Annotated in this window: 21 protein-coding genes, 2 pseudogenes and 1 riboswitch; of the genes and pseudogenes, 12 read left to right on the top strand and 11 right to left on the bottom strand. The window is 69.1% G+C overall.

Going from position 1 to position 24,760, the window contains the following annotated elements; translation table 11 throughout:
* The first annotated feature begins 57 nt into the window (after positions 1–57).
* The gene (locus tag G6048_RS09830; RefSeq protein ID WP_165339076.1) at positions 58–2,073 is read left to right on the top strand and encodes an NADPH-dependent 2,4-dienoyl-CoA reductase; all 2,016 of its coding nucleotides are present in this window, start codon (positions 58–60) and stop codon (positions 2,071–2,073) included.
* A 50-nt stretch (positions 2,074–2,123) separates the two neighbouring features.
* On the top strand, positions 2,124–2,693 hold the full coding sequence (locus tag G6048_RS09825; protein WP_165339075.1) for a PadR family transcriptional regulator: 570 nt from the start codon (positions 2,124–2,126) through the stop codon (positions 2,691–2,693).
* 21 nt (positions 2,694–2,714) lie between these two features.
* Here the strand turns inward: G6048_RS09825 and G6048_RS09820 are convergent, their stop codons facing one another.
* From G6048_RS09820 to dhaK, 4 genes are all read right to left on the bottom strand, one after another.
* Entirely contained in the window at positions 2,715–3,299 is a 585-nt protein-coding gene (locus G6048_RS09820) for a hypothetical protein (RefSeq protein ID WP_165339074.1), read from the bottom strand.
* 276 nt (positions 3,300–3,575) lie between these two features.
* Entirely contained in the window at positions 3,576–3,986 is a 411-nt protein-coding gene (locus G6048_RS09815) for a PTS-dependent dihydroxyacetone kinase phosphotransferase subunit DhaM (RefSeq protein ID WP_165339073.1), read from the bottom strand.
* Positions 3,979–4,578 (bottom strand): dihydroxyacetone kinase subunit DhaL, encoded by a 600-nt coding sequence (dhaL, locus tag G6048_RS09810; RefSeq protein WP_165339090.1) that lies wholly within the window; start codon positions 4,576–4,578, stop codon positions 3,979–3,981. The genes G6048_RS09815 and dhaL overlap by 8 nt, the downstream gene beginning before the upstream one ends.
* Positions 4,579–4,666: 88 nt before the next feature.
* The gene (gene dhaK / locus G6048_RS09805; RefSeq protein WP_165339072.1) at positions 4,667–5,659 is read right to left on the bottom strand and encodes a dihydroxyacetone kinase subunit DhaK; all 993 of its coding nucleotides are present in this window, start codon (positions 5,657–5,659) and stop codon (positions 4,667–4,669) included.
* 172 nt (positions 5,660–5,831) lie between these two features.
* Between dhaK and G6048_RS09800 the strand changes: the two genes are divergently transcribed.
* The gene (locus G6048_RS09800) at positions 5,832–6,203 is read left to right on the top strand and encodes a ferredoxin (RefSeq protein ID WP_165339071.1); all 372 of its coding nucleotides are present in this window, start codon (positions 5,832–5,834) and stop codon (positions 6,201–6,203) included.
* Positions 6,204–6,303: 100 nt separating this feature from the next.
* Here G6048_RS09800 and G6048_RS09795 read toward each other — a convergent pair whose 3' ends face one another.
* The gene (locus G6048_RS09795) at positions 6,304–6,873 is read right to left on the bottom strand and encodes a histidine phosphatase family protein (RefSeq protein ID WP_165339070.1); all 570 of its coding nucleotides are present in this window, start codon (positions 6,871–6,873) and stop codon (positions 6,304–6,306) included.
* 131 nt (positions 6,874–7,004) lie between these two features.
* A riboswitch (cobalamin riboswitch) is annotated at positions 7,005–7,146 on the top strand.
* Between the two features lie 37 nt (positions 7,147–7,183).
* Between G6048_RS09795 and G6048_RS09790 the strand changes: the two genes are divergently transcribed.
* The 7 genes and pseudogenes from G6048_RS09790 (at position 7,184) to G6048_RS09760 (ending at position 17,807) form a co-directional block, all read left to right on the top strand.
* The gene (locus G6048_RS09790; protein ID WP_165339069.1) at positions 7,184–7,417 is read left to right on the top strand and encodes a CbtB domain-containing protein; all 234 of its coding nucleotides are present in this window, start codon (positions 7,184–7,186) and stop codon (positions 7,415–7,417) included.
* 25 nt (positions 7,418–7,442) lie between these two features.
* The gene (locus G6048_RS09785) at positions 7,443–8,207 is read left to right on the top strand and encodes a CbtA family protein (RefSeq protein WP_165339068.1); all 765 of its coding nucleotides are present in this window, start codon (positions 7,443–7,445) and stop codon (positions 8,205–8,207) included.
* A gap of 198 nt (positions 8,208–8,405) precedes the next feature.
* Positions 8,406–9,584, top strand: a complete 1,179-nt coding sequence (locus tag G6048_RS09780; RefSeq protein ID WP_165339067.1) for an acyl-CoA dehydrogenase family protein — start codon at positions 8,406–8,408, stop codon at positions 9,582–9,584.
* A gap of 632 nt (positions 9,585–10,216) precedes the next feature.
* A complete protein-coding gene (locus G6048_RS09775) occupies positions 10,217–13,057 on the top strand; it encodes a carbohydrate-binding protein (protein WP_165339066.1) in 2,841 nt (946 codons plus the stop codon).
* Positions 13,058–13,086: 29 nt separating this feature from the next.
* On the top strand, positions 13,087–14,793 hold the full coding sequence (locus tag G6048_RS09770; protein ID WP_165339065.1) for a ThuA domain-containing protein: 1,707 nt from the start codon (positions 13,087–13,089) through the stop codon (positions 14,791–14,793).
* 238 nt (positions 14,794–15,031) lie between these two features.
* Positions 15,032–15,425, top strand: a pseudogene (locus tag G6048_RS09765) (glycoside hydrolase family 2 TIM barrel-domain containing protein); the annotation flags it as partial.
* Between the two features lie 138 nt (positions 15,426–15,563).
* A complete protein-coding gene (locus G6048_RS09760) occupies positions 15,564–17,807 on the top strand; it encodes a glycoside hydrolase family 9 protein (protein WP_165339064.1) in 2,244 nt (747 codons plus the stop codon).
* Here the strand turns inward: G6048_RS09760 and G6048_RS09755 are convergent.
* The 3 genes from G6048_RS09755 to G6048_RS09745 are packed head-to-tail and all read right to left on the bottom strand — an operon-like array spanning position 17,752 to position 19,168.
* Entirely contained in the window at positions 17,752–18,249 is a 498-nt protein-coding gene (locus G6048_RS09755; RefSeq protein ID WP_165339063.1) for a hypothetical protein, read from the bottom strand. The two genes, G6048_RS09760 and G6048_RS09755, sit on opposite strands and share 56 nt — an antisense overlap.
* A complete protein-coding gene (locus G6048_RS09750) occupies positions 18,246–18,935 on the bottom strand; it encodes a hypothetical protein (protein ID WP_165339062.1) in 690 nt (229 codons plus the stop codon). Before G6048_RS09750 ends, G6048_RS09755 begins: the two co-directional genes overlap by 4 nt.
* A complete protein-coding gene (locus G6048_RS09745) occupies positions 18,905–19,168 on the bottom strand; it encodes a hypothetical protein (protein WP_165339061.1) in 264 nt (87 codons plus the stop codon). The genes G6048_RS09750 and G6048_RS09745 overlap by 31 nt, the downstream gene beginning before the upstream one ends.
* A 269-nt stretch (positions 19,169–19,437) precedes the next feature.
* Here G6048_RS09745 and G6048_RS09740 point away from each other — a divergent pair.
* Both G6048_RS09740 and G6048_RS09735 read left to right on the top strand, forming a co-directional pair.
* Positions 19,438–19,656, top strand: a pseudogene (locus G6048_RS09740) (M23 family metallopeptidase); the annotation flags it as partial.
* Positions 19,657–20,774: 1,118 nt separating this feature from the next.
* Positions 20,775–21,404, top strand: a complete 630-nt coding sequence (locus G6048_RS09735) for a hypothetical protein (protein WP_165339060.1) — start codon at positions 20,775–20,777, stop codon at positions 21,402–21,404.
* A 280-nt stretch (positions 21,405–21,684) separates the two neighbouring features.
* On the opposite strand, the gene G6048_RS48610 is transcribed toward G6048_RS09735, so the two are convergent.
* From G6048_RS48610 to G6048_RS52205, 3 genes are all read right to left on the bottom strand, one after another.
* On the bottom strand, positions 21,685–21,852 hold the full coding sequence (locus G6048_RS48610; protein ID WP_206341391.1) for a hypothetical protein: 168 nt from the start codon (positions 21,850–21,852) through the stop codon (positions 21,685–21,687).
* Between the two features lie 219 nt (positions 21,853–22,071).
* Entirely contained in the window at positions 22,072–23,970 is a 1,899-nt protein-coding gene (locus tag G6048_RS09725) for a family 43 glycosylhydrolase (protein WP_165339059.1), read from the bottom strand.
* Positions 23,971–24,015: 45 nt separating this feature from the next.
* Positions 24,016–24,354 (bottom strand): beta-xylosidase family glycoside hydrolase, encoded by a 339-nt coding sequence (locus G6048_RS52205; protein ID WP_456243416.1) that lies wholly within the window; start codon positions 24,352–24,354, stop codon positions 24,016–24,018.
* Positions 24,355–24,760: the final 406 nt, after the last annotated feature.

Here is a 24,760-nt window from a genome sequence, read left to right as displayed (position 1 = left end):
AAAAAGCTCGGCCCCTCGTCTACAACAGACCGCACGACATCGCACACGGAGGGGCCCATGAGCCGTTACCCGCACCTGCTGACCCCGCTCGACCTCGGCTTCACCACGCTGCCCAACCGCGTGCTCATGGGCTCCATGCACGTGGGCCTGGAGGAGGCGGAGCGCGGCTTCGAGCGCATGGCGGAGTTCTACGCGGCCCGGGCGCGCGGGGGAGTGGGGCTCATCGTCACGGGCGGCATCGCGCCCAACGAGGCGGGACGGCCGTACGAGGGCGGGGCCAAGCTCACGACCGAGGCGGAGGCCGAGCAGCACACCGTCATCACCGAGGCCGTGCACCGCGAGGGCGGCAGGATCGCGATGCAGATCCTGCACTTCGGGCGGTACGCCTACCACCAGGACCTCGTCGCGCCCAGCGCCCTCCAGGCCCCGATCAGCCCCCATGTCCCGCACGCCCTCACCGACGACGAGGTCGAGCGGACGATCGACGACTACGCCCGCGCCGGCCGCCTCGCTCGGCAGGCGGGCTACGACGGCGTCGAGATCATGGGCTCCGAGGGCTACCTCATCAACGAGTTCATCGCCACGCAGACCAATCAGCGCGAGGACCGCTGGGGCGGCTCGTACGAGAACCGCATGCGCTTCCCCGTCGAGATCGTCCGCCGCGTACGCGAGGCGGTCGGCGAGGACTTCGTCATCATCTACCGGCTGTCGATGCTGGACCTGGTGCCCGGCGGATCGACCCTGGACGAGGTGATCACGCTCGCCCGGGCCGTCGAGGCCGCCGGAGCGACGATCATCAACACCGGTATCGGCTGGCACGAGGCGCGGATCCCCACCATCGCGACCTCAGTGCCGCGCGGCGCGTACGCCTGGGTGACCAAGAAGGTCATGGGCGCCGTCGCGATTCCGCTGGTGACGACCAACCGCATCAACACCCCTGAACTGGCCGAGGAGTTGCTCGCCGAGGGCTACGCCGACATGGTGTCCCTGGCCCGCCCGATGCTCGCCGACCCCGACTTCGTCAACAAGGCCCGGGACGGGCGCCCCGACGCCATCAACACCTGCATCGGCTGCAACCAGGCATGCCTCGACCACACCTTCAGCGGCAAGATCACCTCCTGCCTGGTCAACCCACGCGCCTGCCACGAGACCGAGCTGGCCCTCTCGCCGACCCGGCACCGTAAGCGCGTCGCCGTCGTCGGGGCGGGCCCCGCCGGACTCGCCTGCGCCGTCTCCGCCGCCGAACGCGGCCACGACGTCACGCTCTACGACGCCGCGGGCGAGATCGGCGGCCAGCTGAACGTGGCCCGCAAGGTCCCCGGCAAGCAGGAGTTCGACGAGACGCTGCGCTACTTCCGTACTCAGCTCGAACTGCGCGGAGTGGAGGTGCGGTTGGGTTCGTACGTGACCGCGGACGACCTCGCCGGCTACGACGAGACGGTGATCGCCACCGGTGTCAGCCCGCGCACGCCCGAGATTCCCGGCGTCGACCACCCGAGCGTCGTCGGCTACCTCGACGTGCTGCGCGACAGCGTGCCCGTCGGCGACCGCGTCGCGATCCTCGGCGCGGGCGGTATCGGCTTCGACGTCGCCGAGTACCTGACCGACAGCGGCGACAAGGCGAGCGAGGACCCGGCGACGTACTTCCGTCAGTGGGGCGTCGACATGGACCACCGCACGCCCGGCGGCCTCGCCGCGCCCGAGCGGCCCGCGTCGCCGCGCTCTGTCCACCTCCTGCAGCGGAAGGCCTCCAAGGTCGGCGCCGGGCTCGGCAAGACCACCGGCTGGATCCATCGCACGGAGCTCAGGCACCGCGGGGTCACCATGATCCCGGGTGTCCAGTACGACCGGATCGATGACGAAGGCCTGCACGTCACCGTCGGCGGGCAGAGCACGGTCCTGCCGGTCGACACGATCGTGCTCTGCACCGGACAGGAGCCGCGTCGCGACCTGTACGACACGCTGAGCGCCGCCGGTCGCAGCGTGCACCTCATCGGCGGCGCGGACGTGGCCGCCGAACTGGATGCCAAGCGCGCGATCAAGCAGGGCACGGAGCTGGCGGCGGCGCTGTAGCCAGGGGATCAGCTGTCGGTGGCGTACCGCCGCGTACCTAGGATGAGTTCATGTCACTGCCGCACGCCATCCTCACCGCCCTGCTGGAGAAGCCGTCGTCGGGCCTTGAGCTGACCCGGCGTTTCGACAGGTCGATCGGCTACTTCTGGTCGGCGTCGCATCAGCAGATCTATCGCGAGCTGGGCAAACTGGAGGCCGAGGGCTACATCCGGGCACTGGCGGACGAGCAGCCGGCCCGCGGGCAGAAGAAGAGCTACGAGGTCCTGCCCGCGGGCCGCGCCGAACTCACCCGCTGGACCGCCGCCTCCCAGGACCCCAAGCCCCTGCGCGACCCGCTGCTGCTGCGCCTGCGGGCCGCGGCCGTGGTCGGCACCGCGGGCATCGAGGCGGATCTGCGCCGCCATCTCGACCTGCACCGGCGGCAGTTGGCGGAGTACGAGGAGATCCAGCAGCGGGACTTCCCGCCCGGCAGCAAGACGCCCCAGGACCGGCTCCAGCACCTCATCCTGCGCGCCGGGATCGACCTGGAGACCTTCTGGACCGGCTGGCTGACGCATGCGCTGGAGGAGTTCGGGCGACTGCCCGCGCCGGATCCGGCTTCCCGTGAGTCGACGGTGTGATCAGAGCCGTTCGGGCTGTGATCAGAGCCGGTTGGGCTTGGCGCGGCGGCGCAGGACCCAGGCCGTGGCCCCGACGCCTGTCGCCACCAGGATTCCGCCCGCCGTGTACGTGATGGTGCTGTAGTCCTCCGCGGAGCCGCCCGTACCGCCCATGACCCCGCGTGTCGCCGTGGCCGTCGGCGAGGGCGACCGCGTCGGCGACCGAGTCGGCGACGGGGACGGTGACGGGGAGGCCGTCGCGGAGATCGTGGGGCTCGAGCCCGTGGACACGGTGATGGACTGGGTGCCCGCCGTTGTGCCGTTCTCGCAGACCACGATGACGGTGTACGTGCCCGAGCTGACGCCCGACCACGAGGCGCTCTGGCTGCTGGTGCCGGAAAGCGCCGCCTGGCGTCCCTGGGCGAAGCTCGTCTGTCCGCTGGACAACAGCGAGGCGTTGCCGCCGCCCGGGCACGAGGTGGTGTTCACCTGGACCGTTGACCCACTGGAGGTCACGGTGATCTGTGTGTTCACCGCGGCAGCGGGCCCGGCGGTGAGGGCCAGCGGCAACGCGGCGGAAGCCGCCACGGTCAGACCGGCGCGGACGAACATCTGAGTAGTACGCATTGGACTGCCCTCCGGCGGCACGGTTGGCGGTACATCCCATGCGCCGCCGAGGATTGGGAAACGCCCGTGCTGCCCTGGGACGAGCCAACGTGCCCCTCCCCGCCCCCGCACGCGGGGCGGGCCCGGCCAGGTGACGGAGTCCTCCGTACGGCGCACCCGTACGGCGCGCCACGGCATGTGACCGAACCGGCGGAGGGATCCCTCCGCATGCCTCCGCCGCCACCATGCCGCCCCAGTGATCACCGTCGCCCGATCACGGCCCGCGCCGTGGCCGCGTCAGACCTTCCGGTACGCGTACGCCTCCGAAGCCGCCGCTTCCACCGCCGCGAGGTCCGCTCCCGACGAGGCCGTGACGACCGCGGCGACCGCGCCCTCGACGAAGGGAGCGTCCACGAGGCGGGTGTGGGCCGGAAGTTCGTCCCCCTCGGCGAGGAGGGTTTTCACGGTGAGGACCGCGCTGCCGAGGTCGGTGAGTACGGCGACACCGGCGCCGCGGTCCACGGAGGCGGCCGCGGCGGAGATCAGCTCGGCGCTGGTGCCCAGGCCGCCGCCCTCGACCCCGCCCGCCGGAGCCACCGGCGCGGTCGTGCCGCCGCCCGCGAGCCCTACCGCCAGTTCGGCGACCGAGGCGGCCACCGCGGCGCTGTGCGACACGAGCACGATCCCCACGAGCTTCTCGTCACTCACCGGCCGCCTCCTCGAGGGCCGCGATCAGCAGTGCGGAGGAGGTGGCACCGGGGTCCTGGTGCCCGATGCTCCGCTCGCCCAGATAACTCGCCCTGCCCTTGCGGGCCTGCAAGGGTGTGGTGGCCAGGGCGCCCTCCTCGGCGGCGGCCCGCGCCGCCGCGAAGGACTCGCCGAGCGCTTCGACCGCCGGCACCAGCGCGTCGATCATGGTCTTGTCGCCGGGCGCCGCCCCGCCGAGCTGCATCACCGCGTCCACCCCGGTACGCAACGCGTCCGTGAGCTGCTCCTCGCTGACCTCGGCCGCGTCCCCGAGCGCCTTCCCGGTACGGCGCAGCAGAGTGCCGTACAACGGACCCGAGGCACCGCCCACCGTCGAGATCAACTGCCGCCCGGCGAGCATGAGTACGGCACCCGGCGCCTGAGGCTCCTCCTTCTCCAGCGTGGCCGTCACGGCCGTGAAGCCGCGCTGCAGATTGCTGCCGTGGTCGGCGTCACCGATCGGCGAGTCGAGGGCGGTGAGCCGCGCCGCCTCGCGGTCGACGGACGCGGCGGTCGCCGTCATCCAACGGCGGAAGAAGTCGGCGTCGAGCACAGGATCTCCTCGCATCGTGCCTGCGTAGTCGTCATGGTTGTCCGGGGTGTGTGGCTGGGGGCTTGTCCGGTCAGGGAGCCGACCGGTCTCAGATGCCCCAGCGCAGGCCCGGCGTACGCACCGGGGCGTCCCACAACCGCAGCAGCTCCTCGTCGACCTGACAGAGCGTCACCGAGGCTCCGGCCATGTCGAGCGAGGTGACGTAGTTCCCGACGAGCGTGCGCGCCACCGCGACACCACGCTCGGTCAGCACGCGCTGCACCTCCGCGTTGAAGCCGTACAACTCCAGGAGCGGCGTCGCACCCATGCCGTTGACCAGCACCAGTACCGGATTCCTGGGGTTCAGGTCCTCCAGGACCGCGTTCACCGAGAAGTCGGCGATCTCCCGCGACGTCATCATCGCGCGCCGCTCCCGGCCGGGCTCGCCGTGGATGCCGATGCCCAACTCCAGCTCCCCGGGCGGGAGATCGAAGGTGGGACTGCCCTTCGCCGGAGTGGTGCAGGCACTCAGGGCGACACCGAAACTGCGGGAGCTCTCGTTGACCTGGCGGGCCAGTGTCTCGACCCGCTCCAGCGGCTGGCCCTCCTGCGCCGCGGCGCCCGCGATCTTCTCCACGAACAGTGTCGCGCCGGTGCCGCGCCGCCCGGCCGTGTAGAGGCTGTCGGTCACCGCCACGTCGTCGTTGACGAGTACCTTCGCCACCTGGATGCCCTCGTCCTCGGCGAGCTCCGCCGCCATGTCGAAGTTGAGTACGTCCCCGGTGTAGTTCTTCACGATGAACAGCACTCCGGCGCCGCTGTCCACGGCGGCCGCCGCCCGTACCATCTGGTCCGGCACCGGGCTGGTGAACACCTCGCCAGGACAGGCCGCCGACAGCATCCCCGGACCCACGAACCCGCCGTGCAGCGGCTCGTGCCCCGAACCGCCACCGGAGACGAGCCCCACCTGCCCGGCGACCGGTGCATCCCGCCGTACGATCACCCGGTTCTCGACATCCACGGTCAGCTCGGGATGCGCGGCGGCCATGCCCCGCAGCGCGTCGGTGACAACCGTCTCCGCGACGTTGATGAGCATCTTCATTCCGTACCTCCGGGTGAGGTGAGCAGCCGTGGCCGCGTCCTGGATCTCTCAAGGCCTGCGGGTCAAGTATCGATCGCGGAGTGCCGTTCGGCACCGGTGGGAACGGCGGATCTCGTGCCCGCTTCGTGACGCCGCCGGGTTTGGCCGGGCGGCGTACGGCAACTCGGTCAGCGTGTCAGCGATAGATCAGCAGGAACTCGTCCGTTTCCTCGAGGACCGGTTCGCCTGTGCGCAGGCGTGTACCGAGTGCGCGCGGCTGTGTGCGCTGCGCGCGAGTCTCGCCGATCTCGACGGTCCCGAAGACCAGCAGCTGCTGCGGCGCAAGAGCATCATGTGCGCGGAGGTCTGCGACGCGACCTGCCGTGTGCTGGCCGAGCAGACCTGGCAGGACGAGGCCGGAACGCGCGCCCAGGTCGAGTGGTGCCGCGCCGTCTGCCTGGAGACCGCGCACGTCTTCGACCGGAACCCCGAGGCCGAAGAGGGCGCGCAGTCCTGCCGGGACTGCGCGCGCGCCTGCACGGAGTTCCTCGCCCTGTTGAGGTGAACGGCCCCGCTGTGGTGACAGCCGCCCCGAGGTGGCGGACCGCCGTGGCGGACCACCCTCCCCGAAGCGATGGACCGCCGCCCAGCTCTCGAGTCGCCCGTCAGTCCCCGAGCGCCCGGCCCACCCGTACGTTCCAGCGCCCGGCCCGACCGCTGAGTTCCGTCGCGGTCAGCGGTGGTACGTCGATCCGCCAGAACGCCGGCTCCGGAGCACCGAGGGCCCGTACCACTACGGCCCGTACGATCTCCGGCTCGACGACGGCGAAGGTCCGGCCCTCGAACTCCCCAGCCGCATCAAGCCACTTGGCGATCCGGTCGCACAATCCGCGTACGGATTCACCGCCGTGCGGGGTGTACGACGGATCCGCCAGCCAGCGCGCGACCGCCTCAGGCTCCTCAACGCTCACCTCGGCCAGGCTCGCGCCGCGCCAGCGACCGACGTCCAGGCCCGCCAACTCCGGCTCGTCCGCGGCGTCGAGACCGAGCGCGGTGGCCGTCTCGCGGCAGCGCACACCGGGGGAGACCAGGGCCCGGTCCGCGGCGGGCAGCGAACCCGCGGCCGCCTCCGCGAGCCGCAGCCCAGAGGCGTCAAGGGAGCATCCGTCGTCGAAACGCGCCTCCCGCAACGCGGCACTGATCGCTGGTGAGATCAACATCACTCGGCTGGTCATCGGCCCACTTTCGTACTCAAACGCCCGCTCAAAGCCCTTGCCCGCACCGGGAATTGGGGCGTGATCAGGACAACGGCGCACGCTCCGGCACCCCGTGCGCCCTTGGCCGCATCCCCGCTTCGCGGTACGGTCACGTCGATATTGACGACGGTTCGACGGAAGCCGGTGAGAATCCGGCACGGTCGCGCCACTGTAAGCCCGTACCAACTGCCTCCCGACAGGGGCGGTTCAGGCCGGGTAAGTCAGACCCGTGGCCGTCGTCTTGTGCACCACCGAGATGGGACGCGAGTTCCCCAGGAGGTCCTGCCACATGGCGCAGTCCATCGCTCAGCCGAGCCTAACCAATCCCGCCGCACCGGCCGCCGTGCCGGCCAAGCTGCCGATCGGCGCGATCGCCCCCTGGGCGGTCTTCTTCGGCATCCTGATGCTGGTCCTGCTCTACTTCGTCGGCGCCGAGCAGGGCGCCACCTCCCTTGTCTCAGGTGAAGGCGTGCACGAGTGGGTGCACGACGCCCGCCATCTGCTCGGCTTCCCCTGCCACTGACGGCGACGAGGAAGCGTACGAGCACATGGACTCAGCAACCGTCAGAAACCTCCTGGTGCGTGGCATGCTTGCGGGACTCGCCGCGGGCCTGCTCGCCCTGGTCGTCGCCTACTTCCTCGGCGAACCACGCGTCGACGAGGCCATCGCCTTCGAGGAGGCCCACGCCCACGAGCACGGCGGCGAGGAACTCGTCAGCCGCACCATGCAGTCCACCGCCGGTCTGAGCACCGGCGTCCTCGTCTACGGCGTCGCGTTCGGCGGCATCGCCGCCCTCGCGTACTGCTTCGCACTCGGCAGGATCGGCCGCTTCGGGCCGCGCGCGAGCGCGCTGATGCTGTCGACCGCGGGCCTGCTCGCGGTCTACGTCGTGCCGTTCCTGAAGTACCCCGCCAATCCGCCCGCCGTCGGCGACCCCGACACCCTCAACGAGCGGACCACGCTGTACTTCCTGATGGTCGTGCTCAGCGTGCTGCTGACCGTCGGCACGGTGATCCTCGGCAAGCGTCTCGCACCACGCCTGGGCAACTGGAACGCCACCCTCTCCGCGGGAGCCTTCTTCGTCCTCGTCGTCGGCCTGGCGTACGCCGTCCTGCCGTCGTACAACATGGTCCCGGAGGGCTTCCCGGGCACGCTGCTGTGGCAGTACCGGCTCGCCGCCCTCGCCATCCAGGTGACCCTGTGGACGGCTTACGGCCTGGTCTTCGGGTACCTCGCGGAGCGCGTGCTGGCTCCGCGTACGGCTGCCGCCCAGCGGGGGAGTGCCACACAGGCAACTCCCGTACCGCAGTGAGCAGTTGAGCCAAGCGATGGGCCCCCGGACAACCGGGGGCCTTTCCTTGTGCCACCCACGTGCCACCCACGTGCCATCCACGTGTCACCCACTCCTGCGTGTTCCCAATTTCTGGAACACGTTCTACGGTGTGCGCCGTCAGGACCGGGCGGCCGGAGCAGCAGGCCAGTAGGAGCCCCGTGGGAGCCAGGAGGCGCCGTGCATCTCGAATACACGCCGGAGCAGCAGGAGTTGCGCACCGAACTGCGCGCCTACTTCACCGAGTTGGTACCGGAGAACGTGCACGCCCGGTACGCCGACCCGGCCGCGCAGAAGCGGTTCTACCGCGAGACCATCCGCCGGCTCGGCTCCGACGGCTGGCTCGGGGTGGGCTGGCCGAAGGAGTACGGCGGGCGCGGGCTGAGCCCGATGGAACAGTTCATCTTCTTCGACGAAGCCGCCCAGGCGGGCGTACCGCTGCCGCTGATGGCACTGAACACGGTCGGGCCGACGATCATGCAGTTCGGAACGGAGGAGCAGAAGGCGTACTTCCTGCCGAAGGTCCTCTCCGGCGAGATCGACTTCGCGATCGGCTACAGCGAGCCCGACGCGGGCACGGACCTGGCCGCGCTCAAGACCAGGGCGGTCCGCGAAGGCGATGAGTACATCGTCAACGGCCAGAAGATCTGGACGACCAACGGCGACACCGCCGACTGGGTCTGGCTGGCCGTCCGTACCGACCCGGACGCGCCCCCGCACAAGGGCATCACCATGCTCCTCGTGCCGACCTCCGACCCCGGCTACTCCTGCACCCTCATCAACACCCTCGCCTCGCACGACACCACCGCGAGCTACTACGAGAACATCCGCGTCCCCGTCTCCCGCCGCGTCGGCGAGGAGAACAAGGGCTGGCGGCTGATCACCAACCAGCTCAACCACGAACGCGTCACCCTCGCCGCCCACGGCACCATGGCCATCCGCGCCCTGCACGACGTACAGCGCTGGGCCATGGAGACCAAGCTCGCCGACGGCCGCCGCGTCGTCGACCTGCCCTGGGTGCGCCGCCGTCTCGCCCAGACCCACACGAAGCTCGACGCGATGAAGCTCCTCAACTGGCAGATGGTGAACGCCGTCCAGGAAGGCACCCTCACCCCGCAGGACGCCTCCGCCGTGAAGGTGTACGGCTCCGAGGCGCGCCGGGACGCGTACGCCTGGCTCATGGAGATCGTCGCCGCGGCGGGCGCCCTCAAGGAAGGCTCGGCGGGCGCGGTCCTCCATGGCGAGCTGGAGCGCGGCTACCGCTCGGCCGTGATCTTCACCTTCGGCGGCGGGAACAACGAGATCCAGCGCGAAATCATCTCGTGGATCGGTCTGGGGATGCCGCGGGTACGGCGCTGAGCGCTTTGTGACGAGGCTTTTTAGTTGGCATAAAAGCGGGATAGTTGGCACTGAGCGGAGCGCTTGGCCTGACGCGCGATGGGCTTGGCTTGTTGGCGTCCTGGGCCCGCTGATCTGCTAATTCGTCAGGGTCAGCGCAACTGGGCCGTGCGGGGCTGAGGCGGCGGCCGATACTGAGGTCGCCGGCGTCCCGGATGCTGAACGGCGCCAGGCCGATCCTCTGGGCGCTCTCGCCGCCCATCTGTGTCAGGCGGCGGCGATCACGTACCCGTCTGCGTCCCGCCAATCCGGGGTGGAGACGGCACCGAGTCCTGACGGGGCTCGGGCCCTTCGCGACTTTCTCCACAACAGGCCGATAGCCTGGCTGGCCCGGAAGAAAGTATGGACACATTGGGCTGAAGTCTTCTAGCCTTGTCGGCGGACCATCACGGTCGTCGATGTGACCCGACAGCGCGGTAGCCATCGACTTCTACTGTTTCCGAGCGGTTGCCCCCGCTCGGCCCCCGCTCGGCGTAGTGGCCTGCTGAAGCACACCCAGCGGGCCGAAGCGGCGACATCCCGCTACGGCATCGGCGCGGCAGCGCGCGCCCCAAGCCTGGCAGACACCTGTTCAGGAAGGGGACTGTGTTGTCATGTTCATGAAAATCAGGGCTGCAGCCGCGCGTTGGCCGGCCATCGGTTCGGCTCTGCTCCTGGTCGCGGCCGCTCTCACCGCGGTCGTGTCCAGTGCGACCCCGGCCTCGGCGCACCCGATCAACGCCGCCGACTTCCAGCAGGTCCAATTAGCCCGCGGGGTCGCGGAGGTCGGTGAGCCGATGTCGCTGGCCGTACTCGCCGACCGGTCGGTGCTGCATACCGCTCGCAACGGGACCGTGCGCCGCACGGATGCCAACGGCACCACCACGGTGATCGGCAACATCCCCGTATACGTGCACGACGAGGACGGCCTGCAGGGCATCGGCATCGACCCGGGTTTCGCCACCAACCGGCACATCTACCTCTACTACTCCCCGCCGCTGTCCACACCAGGAGGCGACGCACCGACCACCGGCGGCAACTGGTCGGCGTGGCAGGGTGTCAACCGGCTTTCCCGGTTCACGCTCAACGCCGACTTCACGCTCAACCAGTCCAGCAAAGTGGACATCCTCGACGTGGCGGCCGACCGAGGTATCTGCTGCCACGCCGGCGGAGACATCGACTTCGACGCGGCAGGCAACCTGTACCTGTCCACAGGCGACGACACCAACCCGTTCGAGTCCGCCGGGTATTCCCCGCTCGACGAGCGGTCCAACCGCAACCCGGCGTTCGACGCGCAGCGCACCGCCGCCAACACCAACGACCTGCGCGGCAAGATCTTACGAATCAAGGTGAACGAGAACGGGTCGTACTCGATCCCGGCAGGCAACATGTTCCCGCCCGGCACGGCCAGGACCCGGCCGGAGATCTACGCGATGGGCCTGCGCAACCCGTTCCGGATGAGCGTGGACAAGGCCACCGGCATCGTCTACGTCGGCGACTACGGCCCCGATGCCGGCGCCACCTCGTCGCGCGGGCCGCAGGGCCAGGTCGAGTTCAACCGCGTCACGGGCCCGGGCTTCTACGGCTGGCCCTACTGCACCGGCACGAACACGAGCTCCGAGACGTACGCCGAGTGGGACTTCGCCACCAACACGGCAGGCGCGAAGTACAACTGCTCGGGCGGGCCGACGAACAACTCGTTCCGCAATACCGGCTTGAGCACGCTGCCCCCCGCCAAGGCCGCCTGGATCCGTTACGGCGGCGACGCCGGCAGCCCGCCGGCGTTCGGCGGCGGCTCGGAGTCGCCGATGGCGGGCCCGGTGTACCGGTACGACCCCGACGTCAGCTCGCCCACAAAGTTCCCGCAGTCGTTCGACGGGCAGTTCTTCGCCACGGAGTTCGGCCGCGGCTGGATCAAGCCGATCCACCTCAACGCCGACGGCTCCCCGGGGACCATCGACAGCTTCCCCTGGACCGGCAAGCAGGTGATCGACTCGGCGTTCGGCCCGGATGGCTCCTACTACGTGCTGGACTACGGCACCGGGTGGTACCAGGGCGACCAAAACTCCGCCCTTTACCGCTTCGACTACGTCGGCGGCGGCAACCGGGCGCCCACGGCGATGGCCGGCGCCAACCGGACCTCCGGCGTGGCGCCGCTGACCGTGACCTTCTCCTCGGCCGGCTCATCCGACCCTGACGGTGAGGCACTGACTTATGCGTGGAGCTTTGGTGACGGCACCAGCTCCACCGCCGCCAACCCGACGAAGACGTACAACACTAACGGCGACTACACGGCCACGCTGACCGTGCGCGACCCGCAGGGTGCCACCGGCACCGCCGACGTGCGGATCACCGTCGGCAACACCGCGCCGACCGTGACCATCAACAGCCCCGCCGCGGGGGAGATCTTCGCCTTCGGCGACACCGTGCCGTTCAGTATCACCGTGACGGATCCGGAGGACGGCACGGTCGACTGCACCAAGGTCAAGCTCACGTACATCGTCGGTCACGACAGCCACGGCCACCCGATCACCTCGAAGACCGGTTGCTCCGGCACGATCACCATCCCGGTCGACGGTGAGCACGACGACGCGGCGAACATCTTCGGGGTCTTCGATGCCGAGTACACCGACAACGCCGGGCTCACCACGCACAAGCAGCACATCCTGCAGCCGAAGCACCGGCAGGCCGAGCACTACAAGACATCGTCCGGCATCGCCACCTTGGACAAGTCGACCGCCGAGGGCGGCAAGTCCGTCGGGAACATCGAGAACGGCGACTGGATCGCCTTCGAGCCGTACAAGCTGAGCAACGCCACGTCGTTCAGCGCCCGGGTGTCGTCAGCCGGCGCGGGCGGCACGTTGCAGGTTCGGGCCGGCTCGCCGACCGGCACCGTCCTCGGCTCCGCCACCGTCCCGGTCACCGGCTCGTGGACGAACTTCACCACCGTCAACGGCTCGATCTCCGGTGCACCGGCCGGCACCACCACGCTCTACCTGACCTTCGCCGGCGGCTCCGGATTCCTCTTCGACGTCGACGCGTTCACCTTCAACCCCGGCGGCGGCCCGGCACCCGGCGCGGGTCCGATCGTGGGGCTCGCGGACAAGTGTCTGGATGTCCGTGACGGCAGCTCGGCGGATGGGACGGCGGTGCAGATCTCGTCGTGTACGGGCTTGGCGGGGCAGCAGTGGACGGTGACGCCGGGGTCGACGGTCAAGGCGTTGGGCAAGTGCCTGGATGTCAACGGCAACGGCACGGCGGACGGGACGAAGGTCCAGTTGTGGTCCTGCAACGGTGGCGCCAACCAGAACTGGCAGGCGAACCCGGACGGGTCGCTGCGGAACCCGCAGTCGGGCAAGTGCCTGGACGTGTCGGGTGCCAACTCCTCGGACGGCACCCTCGTACACCTGTGGACCTGCAACGGCGGAGCCAACCAGAAATGGACCCTGCCCTGATTTCTGTCACCAAGAAGGGAGCGACGGACATGCGCAGACAACCCCGAATGCTGCTTGGCGGGGTGGCCACGACACTCGCCGCCCTGGCCCTCCTCGCGCAGCCCACACCCGTCAGTGCCGCGGACACGTCCTACGACGTCCTCGTGTTCTCCAAGACGGCCGGTTTCCGGCACGACTCGATCCCGGCGGGGACCCAGGCCATCCGCGACCTCGGCGCGGCGAACAGCTTCACCGTGACGGCCACGGAGGACGGCAGCCACTTCACCACCAGCAACCTGAGCCGTTACGAGGCGGTGATCTTCCTCAACACCACCGGCGACGTTCTGAACGACGCCCAGCAGTCGGCGTTCCAGTCGTACATCGGCTCAGGCGGCGGCTTCGTCGGCGTCCACTCGGCCGCGGACACGGAGTACAACTGGCCGTTCTACGGCGAACTGGTCGGCGCCTACTTCGCCTCGCACCCCGCTGTCCAGCAGGCCAACGTCAAGGTGGAGGGGCGGGCGCACGCGGCGACCGCACACCTGCCGCAGACATGGACCCGCACCGATGAGTGGTACAACTTCCGGACCAACCCCCGTACCACCGCGCGCGTGCTCACCACGCTGGACGAGTCGTCGTACTCGGGCGGCTCGATGGGCGCCGACCACCCGCACACCTGGTGCAAGACCTACTCGGGGGGCCGGGCCTTCTACACCGGTGGTGGGCACAGCCAGGCGTCGTACGCGGAGCCGGCCCTCCGGGCGCACCTGCTCGGCGGCATCCGGTACGCGGCAGGCCGGACCAAGGCCGACTGCCGGCCCGAGACCGGCTATACGACCCTCTACAACGGCTCGACCACCGGCTGGTCGCAGGCCGGCCCAGGCGGTTTCACCAACTCGGACGCCACCCTCGCCTCGTACGGCGGCCTGGGCATGCTCTGGTACAGCGCCCGGCAGTTCACCAACTACTCGCTGAAGCTGGACTGGAAGATGCCCGGCGACGACAACTCCGGCGTGATCGTGGGCTTCCCACCGTCGAGCGACCCGCAGTCGGCACTGAACAACGGCTACGAGGTCCAGATCGACGCCACCGACGCGCCTGACCGCACGACTGGCTCGATCTACGCCATCAAGGCCCCGGACACGGCTGCCCGGGACGCGGCGCTCAACCCACCGGGCGAGTGGAACACCTTCGAGTTGCTGGTGGAGGGCGAGCGGCTCCAGGTCTGGCTCAATGGCGTGAAGATCAATGACTTCACCAACACCGACCCAGCCCGCTCGCTCGCCGGCCACGTCGGTATCCAGAATCACGGCACGGGGGACGACGTGTCGTTCCGCAACGTCCGGATCAAGGAGCTGGGCGGCGGCCCGGCACCCGGCGTGGGGCCGGTCGTGGGGGTCGCGGGTAAGTGTCTGGATGTCCGTAACGGTGGCTCGGCGGATGGGACGGCGGTGCAGATCTCGTCGTGTACGGGCTCGGCGGGGCAGAAGTGGACGGTGACGCCGGGGTCGACGGTCAAGGCGTTGGGCAAATGCCTGGATGTCAGCGGCAACAGCACGGCGGACGGGGCGAGAGTCCAGTTGTGGTCCTGCAACGGTGGCGCCAACCAGAACTGGCAGGCGAACCCGGACGGGTCGCTGCGGAACCCGCAGTCGGGCAAGTGCCTGGACGTGTCGGGCGCGGGCTCGTCGGACGGCACCCTCGTGCACCTGTGGACCTGCCACGGCGGAGCCAACCAGAAATGGACCCTGCCCTGAGCTGACGCGGCACGCTGGAAGGGCCACCCGCCATTGTGCGGTGGCCCTTCCGAGTTGCCAGGCGGCCGTCACGGTGACGCAGTGCGAGCGTCCCGCTCCACCTGGCTGCCCGGCGGGGGCGGCAGAAAGGATCCTCCAGAGGCGAGCAACTCGTCCGCGGGACGACCGACGACTTCCGTGGAGGGCCAGCCCAGCAGGCGTCGTGCCCCCTCGTTCCACTCGACGAGCGAGCCGTCGCCGGTCACTCGGGGCAAGGAAGTTCGACGAAGGGGGCCGTCGACGGGCGGCCCTGCCTGGAGACGCCGAGGCGACCGGTGGCGACAAGACCTTCACCGACGGCCCTTACCGCAAGAGAGTTGAAGGCACTGGCCCGCAGGAACGGCAGGGTCGTCGCCACCGTCGTCCTGCGCACGGCCGGCGAGCCGCACGCCGTGCGTCCGAAGGCCGACCGCAAGTCCCTCGCGGCGGACCCGCGTTCCCTGGTCTTCGTGACCGCCGAGATCGTCGACGCCCGGGGAGTGGCGGTCCCCGACGCCGCGTACCTGATCTCCTTCGACGTAACGCGGGCCGACCACCAGGGGCGTACCGTCCCGGCGCGCAAGCGGAGTCACCGCTTCGAGGTCCGGACGAGAAACCGGACACAGAACCAGTCCTGTCAAGGTAGTTGACGGGCTGTCAGGTCTCGAACAACATGGCCAACGTAGGCCTCTGGGAGCGCTCCCACGCCATCGGTCACCGCTGTGCGCCCACCTCCCCCGAGGAGCCCAGACGTGAAACGACGCAGAACCACCCTGCTAGCCATAACGGCCCTCCTCGCGGCGGCGCTCACCGCGCTGCCCACCGGCTCGGCCCAGGCCGAGGAGGTCGAACAGGTCAAGAACGGCACCTTCGACACCACCACCGCCCCATGGTGGACGTCCACCAACGTCACCGCGGGCCTGACGGACGGCCGCCTCTGCGCCGAGGTCCCGGGCGGTACCACCAACCGCTGGGACGCCGCAGTCGGCCAGAACGACATCACCCTCGTCAAGGGCGAGTCGTACCGGTTCAGCTTCTCCGCCTCCGGCACCCCCCAGGGAAAGATCCTGCGGGCGATCGTCGGCCTGTCGGTGGCGCCCTACGACACCTGGTTCGAGGTGAGCCCGCAGCTGAACGTCGCGGGCGACTCGTACTCGTACACCTTCACCTCTCCCGTCGACACCGCCCAGGCTCAGGTCGGCTTCCAACTCGGCGGGGATGCCGACCCGTTCACCTTCTGCATGGACGACGTGTCGCTGCTCGGCGGGGTGCCGCCGGAGGTGTACGAGCCCGACACCGGGCCCCGGGTGCGTGTCAACCAGGTCGCCTATCTGCCCGCCGGGCCGAAGAACGCCACCCTGGTCACCGACGCCACGACGAAGCTCCCCTGGCAGCTGAAGAACGCCTCGGGTGCCGTGGTCGCCCACGGCCGCACCACCCCGCGCGGTCTCGACGCCTCCTCCGGGCAGAACGTCCACTCCATCGGCTTCGGCTCCTACCGCAAGCGCGGAGCGGGCCTCACACTGGTCGTCGACGGTGAGACCAGCCGACCCTTCGACATCGACGCGAGCGCCTACGAGCGGCTGCGGCTCGACTCGCTGAAGTACTACTACACCCAGCGCAGCGGCATCGGGATCAGCGACGACCTGCGCCCCGGCTACGGCCGCGCAGCCGGCCATCTGAACGTCGCCCCCAACAAGGGCGACGACGACGTGCCCTGCCAGCCCGGCGTCTGCGACTACACGCTCGATGTCACCGGCGGCTGGTACGACGCCGGCGATCACGGCAAGTACGTCGTCAACGGCGGTATCTCCACGTGGGAGGTGCTCAGCACCTACGAGCGCGCCCTGTACGCCCGCACCGGGCAGGCCGGGAAGCTGGGCGACGGCTCGCTCGACATCCCGGAGAGCGGCAACAGGGTGCCGGACCTACTGGACGAGGTCCGCTGGGAGCTGGAGTTCCTGCTGAAGATGCAGGTGCCGGACGGGAAGCCGCTCGCCGGCATGGCCCACCACAAGATCCACGACGAGCAGTGGACCGGCCTGCCCCTGATGCCCGGCGACGACCCGCAGAAGCGTGAACTGCACCCGCCGAGCACGGCGGCGACCCTGAACCTGGCGGCCACGGCCGCGCAGGCGGCCCGCCTGTACCGCCCCTACGACCGCGCCTTCGCGGCGAAGACCCTCGACGCGGCGCGGACCGCCTGGGCGGCGGCCCGCCAACACCCCGAGCTCCACGCCTCCGAGAGCGACGGCATCGGCGGCGGCGCCTACGCCGACAACAACGCCACCGACGAGTTCTACTGGGCGGCCGCCCAGCTGTACCTCACCACGGGTGAAAAGGAGTTCGCCGACTTCGTCCTCGACTCGCCCGTGCACACCGCCGACATCTTCAAACCCATCGGCTTCGACTGGGCCAGGACGGCCGCCGCGGGCCGCCTGGACCTGGCGACCGTGCCGAACAGACTGCCCGGCCGCGACAAGATCCGCCAGTCCGTGATCAAGGGCGCCGACCGCTATCTGGCCACGCTCAAGGCACACCCGTACGGCATGCCGTACGCCCCCGACAACAACCTCTACGACTGGGGCTCCAACCACCAGATCCTCAACAACGCGGTCGTCATCGCCACGGCGTACGACATCACCGGGGCGTCGAAGTACCGCGAGGGCGCGCTGCAGAGCATGGACTACATCTTCGGCCGCAACGCCCTGAACATCTCCTACGTGACGGGCTACGGCGAGGTCGACGCCCGCAACCAACACAGCCGCTGGTACGCCCACCAGCTCGACCCGGACCTCCCGAACCCGCCCGCCGGCACGCTCGCCGGAGGACCGAACTCGAGCATCCAGGACCCCTACGCACAGAGCAAACTCCAGGGCTGCGTCGGTCAGTTCTGCTACATCGACGACATCCAGTCCTGGTCGACCAACGAACACACGATCAATTGGAACGCGCCGCTGGCACGGATGGCGTCGTTCGTGGCGGACCAGATCTGACTCCGCCGTCCGCTCCCGTGCGGCCGACGCCCTCGCGAAGGGCGTCGGCCGCACTGCTTCGGTACCGCATCGCAACACGCCATCGCTCCGATCCCGCAGCATCGCATTCGGCGACCGCCCGGCGCCCCTCCTCTTCGCCTTCGCCCGGGGCGCCGCTCGCGACGTGGGCTCGGGCGAGCCACGCGAGCGCCCGGCCGGCATGGAAGGCGTCCTGGATGTCGAGCAGCGTCGTACGCGCGGTGCTCAGGGTCTCGATCGCCTCGGCAGGGCGGTGGAGTTCGAGCTGGGCCTGATCGAGGCAGACGTCGGTGATCGCCACGGCCCGCGTGTACGTGAGCCGGTCGGTCTCGGACTCGCTCGTGCGGCCGAGCTCGATGCGCAGCTGGCGGGCCTGGAGCAGGAAGTCCTCCGCCTCGGTCGGATGACCGCCGTGCGGGTTCACGGACCCGAGTTCGTGGAGCGCCTGGGCCTCGGCGCGAAGGTCCTGTTCCTCACGGGCGAGCCGCAGGACGGCCGCGAACGTCTGGGCGGCATCGTCGAACTTGCCGGCGCCGCGCAGCCCGACCCCCCCACGTGCTGAGCATCCACTTCGGCCTCACGGTCCCCGCAGCGGCGCGGCCTGAAGACCGAATTCGTGGCTCTCGAACCACAGCTCGTACCCTCGTGGGACGAGCGGAGCAGCGGCCAGAGGGCATGGGCCAGCTGCCAGGTGGATCGGTTCAGGCCGGCGGCGACCGCGGCACGCACCGCGTGCAGAAGGTTGTCCCGCTGGTCATAGAGCCAGGCCAGAGCGGCGGCTTCATCCGCGAACACGAACAGTTCAGCGGGTGGGTAGACGTAGTCCCGGCGCAAGGAGCGGTGGGTGGGCGTGAGGATCTTCTCGGCGGCGCTCGCGGTCGTCAGGTAGCAGTCCAGGGCCCGCTGCAGGAGCTCCTCCGGTTTCCCGAAGGTGGCCTCCCTGGTGGCCCGATCCCGGGCATGGGCGCGGGCGGTGTCGTGGAAGCGGTAGACGCGGCCTCGGGAAGCGGACTCCCGGTGGAATTCGATGAGGTTCCGCTCGTGCAGCTGCTCCAGGACAGTTTCCGCCTTCGAGCACGTCAGGCTGCAGGCGGCGGCCGTCTGCGGCACGTTGAAGTCGACGGTGAACGCCCGGCCATACGCCGGTAGACGACCAGGGCGGGGGTGCTGCGCGGAAGTGACCAGTACGACTGGCCGAGGGCGTGGTTCACGGCTGTCTCCTGACGGGCGATCTGGGGATGCGACAGCGCTGTTGGGGCACTGCTCGGGGCGCCGGAGACAAGCTCGGCGAAGGGCCGGTCCGGGGCGACGGCGAGGTGGGTCACGGTCAGGGCAAGGGCCATGGGTGAGCCGGCTGCGCGGCGCGTGATCTGTGCGGCGGCACCGGCTTCACGGGCTACGCGGTCCTCGCCGAGACAGCGTGAGGTACTGCCGCGCGGCTACCTCGTCGAAGGGATCCAGCCTGTGCAGGACCGCACCGTCCGGTTCAGCTCCCGCGTCCAGGACAAGGCCCGCGCCGCCGCACTGGCTGGACCGCGACTGGCTGCTCTCTGCGCTCTGCTCCCTGCTCTTCGTCGTCGGCGGCGGCGTCCTCCTCCTCACCGTCGAGAGCGTCAAGATGAGCGACGGCAAGTACACGCAGTACGCCCATCTGTCGAAGATCTCGGTGAGCAAAGGCCAAACAGTCAAGGCCCGCCAGGAGATCAGCCTCTCCGGTGTCACCGGCAATGTGTCCGGCCCGCACCTGCACTTCGAAGCCCGCACAGGACCCGCGTACGCATCCGACATAGACCCCGTCGCCTATCTCCGCAGCTACGGCCTCTTGCTCTGACCCTTTGAAGGAGGAGGGTCCGCGGCACCATGCCGCGGGCCGCACACCATGAACACCAGCACGTGCTACCAGGTCCACATCAGCCGCGACGGCCAGCTCCACATCGACGGCGAGCCGCAGGTCGTTCCCGACGGAGTCGACCCCTCGCAGGTCGTCGTCCAGGTCCTCCACATTGAGGCCGCCGGCAGCGCGGCCTGCCGGTCCTGGTCCAGGTCCAGGACGAGCGCAGCACCTCGCACTTCGACATGCAGGTCATGCCCGACGGCACCACCCAGGCTGGAACCTCGTCCGCGGCCCCCAGCCGGCGAAGGCTGAGCCGGGGGAGCACAAGGGCAGCCTCTTCGACCGGCTCGCCTCCGCCCAGGCCGCTGGCCGGGCCCACGACTTCGACACGGCCATAGCGGCCGCCGACAACATCCTTCAGCAGCTCACTGCCGAGCAGGGTGACACGGCTGCCGGTACCCTCAAGGCCGCGCAGTTCCGGGCTGACCTGGCCTATCTGAGCGGCGAGTACGCCTTCGCCACCGCCTCATGGACCTGGCTCGCTCTCGCCTGGTTCGACCGGCTCGGGCCGGGCAAGCGACGCACCCAGGTGGCAGCGCAGAACGCCGCCCAGGCGTGGATGCAACTACCGCTTCACGAGGCAGGCCCCCCTGGCCTCCGACCTGGTCAACATGCTCCTGGAAGTGGCCGCCCCCGAACGCACCGCAACCATGCGCGCGCAGATCGCCGAGCGACTCGGACAGCTCAACACGTAGGGGAATGATCTCTCGCAGCGAAGGTTGAGCGTTGTCACCAAAGGTTGATGATCGCTAGGTTTTCTCACCGAAGGTTGAGTGGCTCTTGAGGCCTGACTGTCTGGGGAGACGGCGGGGGAACCTGGTACACACGTACGGCGATCCCGTGCTCAGCGCATTCGACCTGGGCTTCCATCACCGACAGTGCAGACACTCCGCGCTGGGCTTGCTCAGTCCGGTGGAGTACTGAACTCCGCGAACGGCCACGATCGACGGCATGATGGAATGCTCACTGGGTCACACCCCGGCCACAGCCGCGTTCACACATTCCTTGCACGGCGCATGATGCCCCTCAGCACCCGCGAGCCCTTGGGGGAACGCATGCGTACCCGCGCGGCCATCACGCTCACCGCCGCCTGCCTCGCCGCCGTGACCGCCTGCGGCAGCACAGCGACCACCGTAGGCAGCCCGAAGCGCTACACATCTGCCCCAGCCGAGGAAACCGAGGACCATTCCGAGGAGGACTACACCGGCCCCGTCCTGGTTCCAGACATGACCGGCAAGAAACTGCATCTTGCCGTTTTCGACGCAACATCACTGAATTTCGGATCCACCGCGCACGACGCCCTGGGCCACGGACGCGTCCCGGACGTCATCGGCGAAGACCGCGGTTGGAAGGTCTGCTCCCAGACCCCGAAGGCCGGTAGCTACACCTCCGGGAACTTCGCCTTCGCCGTGGTGAAGCTCGACGAGGTCTGCCCGGTCACGGACGCGGGCGAGCGGCAGGCCACGGGATCGACCATGCCCGGCGTCGAGGGCAAGGTCGTCACGGCCGCCCGCCGAGCTCTCGGGAACCGCGCCGACATCACCGTCACCGACGCCTCCGGCCTGGACCGCATCCTCCTCAGGGAATCCGAGTGGCGGACCTGCACCCAGCAGCCAGCCGCCGGAATCAAGCTCGACGGGCAGCACGTGAAGCTCACCGCGGTGAAGGTGAAAGAGTCCTGCTGACCGGCGGCTCCTGCCGCCATGGCGACTCGCGTCAGAGGTGACCGACCCAGGGTGTGAAGCAGCCCGTGGTTCATGGCCTGGAGGGACGGCGAAGTAAGCGCCGAATGGCGCGACATCCCTAACGACTCCCTCGACGTCGGCACGCTCAATGTTCGTTGAGACCCTCAACCTTCACTGCGACAGCTCAGGGAAAGTCAAGGCCGGTCGGGCCTTGACAACCTTGCAACATCATCAGACTCAGGCTGTGCCGCCTCCGGTGCGGGCATGGCCGAGTACGTGCTCACGAGCAGGCCGGGACGCCCGGGGCATGCGCGTGCGCCCACTCCTGAAGGACCGCCGCCGCGGCGGCGAGTGCCGGCTCGGCCCGCGTGGTGAGGAACGGCAGCAGCGGGTCAGGATCGCGCGCGCTGGGAGCCGCTGAAGTACATGTTCTGCGTGTACCACTCATTGAGACCTCCATGGGCGGCAGTCGCCATGCCCGTGCGGCTCGATCGGCATTGGCGCAAGTACCGGAGGGCAAGCACGATGAACCAAGAACCGCCTGCAACTGACCTGACCTGCTGAAACTGCTGCTCGTCCAGTGGCGTACATCGGCTACCCCGGCCAGCAAAGGCCCTGGACAGGGTCGGGCGCCGGGTTGCCGGCCCGGGCCCGACCCTGTGTTGGTTCAGCTCTTGCCGGTCAGGCGCCAGACCTGGTTCTTCTTGGTGGCCAGGGCACTGGCGGAGTCACAGGTCCACTGGTGGACCAGTGCTCCGACGGCGGTGGAGATCCCGCTGACGTCCACGCACTTGCCGCTGTGCACCGCGACGAGCTGGTAGTCGTTGGCGGCGACCTGCCGCAGCGTGAACTGCTGGTTCGTGCCGCCGTGGCAGGTCCACTGGTGGACCGCCGCGCCGTCGGCGGTGGAGACGCCGCGGATGTCGAGGCACTTGCCGCTGTAGTGGTTCACCAGGGTGTAGGTGTCCGCCGCCCCTGGCACCGGGCGGAAGTCGAACCGCTGTTCCTCACCGGCGCCGCAGGTGTACTGCCGGTACTGAGTGCCGTCGGCGGTGCTCTGGTTGGGGTCGTCCAGGCAGTACCCGCTGTGCTGGGCGACGGCGGTGGACGAGAAGGTGGGCTGGTTGGTGGTGAACTGCCACCAGTTCATATTGAACAGGTACCCGCTGCCACCGGCGAAGCGCAGGTACAGATCGTGGGTCCCGGTCGCACCGGTAACAGGGCACGAGACCGTGCTCCAGGTCTGCCAGCCTCCGGTGCCCGACACAGTGCATGTCCCGACCGTTGGCCCAGTAGGACTGTCCAGGTGCAGCTCAACTCGGCCGCCGCTGGTGCTTGAGGCCACCCTGGCGGTGAACGAGCTGGCACCGGTGCCGAATGCTACGCCCTTGACCTTGATGTAATCGCCGTCTTCGATCCAGCTGATGTTCATCCCGCCCTCGCTGGAGGGTTCGGTTTCGATGCCGCTGCCCCACGCGACGGTCTCGGCTTCCTGGCGGACATAAGGATCGAGCGTGCCGGCCTGCGGCGCCCCGGCCGTCGTCATATTGATCGTTGGAATGGTGCCGTCGGCGTTGTAGCTGAACTTCTCCACTGCGACCGAGCGGGTGAAGCCGCCGCCGCCCGCGAGCGCGCCGTTGTGATAGAAGAAATACGAGTTGCCCTTGAAGTCCACGATGCCCGCGTGGTTGGTGAAGCTGTTGCCCTCGGCGGGCATGACTGTTCCACGGTAGGTCCACGGCCCGGTCGGGCTGGGTGCCGTGGAGTAGGCGATGAACTCCTGGCAGCACTTGGCCGCATACACGATGTAGTACAGACCGCCCCGTTTGTAGACCCAGGGTCCTTCTTCGTACAGCGTGGGACGGTCGGGGTTGTCGGTGCGGGTTCCGAAGCCCTCGGTGGTGAGCGGAATCCTGGCGGGGCTGCCTGCGTAGGACGTCATGTCCGCGTTCAGCTTGACGTACCACAGGTTCGGATTGCCCCAGTACAGGTAGGCCTGACCGTCGTCGTCGATGAAGACGGTCGGGTCGATCTCACTGTTCTCCACCAGCGGGTGGCCGAGGGCGTCCCGGAACGGGCCGGTGGGGCTGTCCGACACCGCCACGCCGATGGCCATCCGGCCGGTCGCCCGGGCCGTCACCGGCACGTACCAGTAGAACTTGCCGCCCCGTTCGACGGCCTGGCCCGCCCACGCGTCGGTGGACGCCCAGCTGAAGGTGTTCAGGCTGAGCGGTGAGCCGTGGTCGGTCCAGTTGACCATGTCGGCGGAGGACCACACCCGCCAGTCCTTCATCACGAAGGAGGAGGTGGAGCCGTCCTCGTCGTGCCCGGTGTAGAGGTAGACCCGTCCGTTGTAGACCAGCGGGGAAGGGTCGGCGGTGTAGACGTTCTGCACGATCGGGTTGTCGGCCCTGGCCGCGGTGGGATGCACCGCGGCGGGAACGACGGCGAACACCAGCAGGAGGCCCACCACCCAGGCGGCTGCCCGGGTGAGCCTCGTACCGGTGGCGGGTGATCTCACTGCGGTCGGGTGAGCCGTTGGCCCATGGACGGCGGTACTGGCCATGGTGTGGTCCTTCCTGGTGCTGCGGGTCGGGGACTGAGCAGCTGGTCAGATGCGGGGAAGGAACGTTGCTGCGCTCGGGGTGTGGTCAGCGCGAACCGTGCGATGCGGACGGAGCCGCCGAGTGTCTGGGCGGTGTAGCCCGTGACGTTGGCGCTCGCGGCTTCGGCGCCGGTGCCGGTGGTGTTCCAGTTGCTGTCCGTCGCGGATCGTCGCGTAGTCCAGCTGGATGGTCGCGGTGGAGGTGGGTCCCTGAATCCGGTGGGTGAGGGTATTGCGGGCCCAGTACAGGTGGTTGGTGGCCGGCGCGGTGCGCAGGGTCAGGCCGTTGTTGACGGACCACTTGTCGTGGTCCGGATTGTGGTTCCCTTCCCGCTTCGGTTTCACGGTCGTTCCGTCGAAGGTGTCGACGCCGGTCAGTGGGGTGACCTGGCGGGGCGGGGAGCGGCAGGACGGGCTGGGATACGACGTTTCCCAGGCACGGCCTACGAGTTGGACGACGGGCCAGGCCGTGCCAGGCCTAATAGGAGGACCACGGCCGCGCGGCACAGGCGCGGGCGTGGCATGGTGCGGGTGATTTCACACGATGCTCCGGGAGGCGATCGGGGCTCGCCGCACGAATGCCGGGTGAGCCCTTCCAGGTCCGTCACTTGGTGTGTGGGGGAGAGCCTTACTGGTACGGATGATGCGGGTGCTGTCATGCCCGGCATGTGCGCCATGCGCAAGCCGCTTCGGCCGGGCGTGTTCGGTACTGCGAACGTGAACCGATCCTTCGGACGGCATGGATCCTAGG

Origin of the sequence: Streptomyces ureilyticus (assembly GCF_011045025.1) — a bacterium.
Lineage (GTDB): Bacteria > Actinomycetota > Actinomycetes > Streptomycetales > Streptomycetaceae > Streptomyces > Streptomyces ureilyticus.
This window is presented reverse-complemented; position numbering and strand designations above follow the sequence as displayed.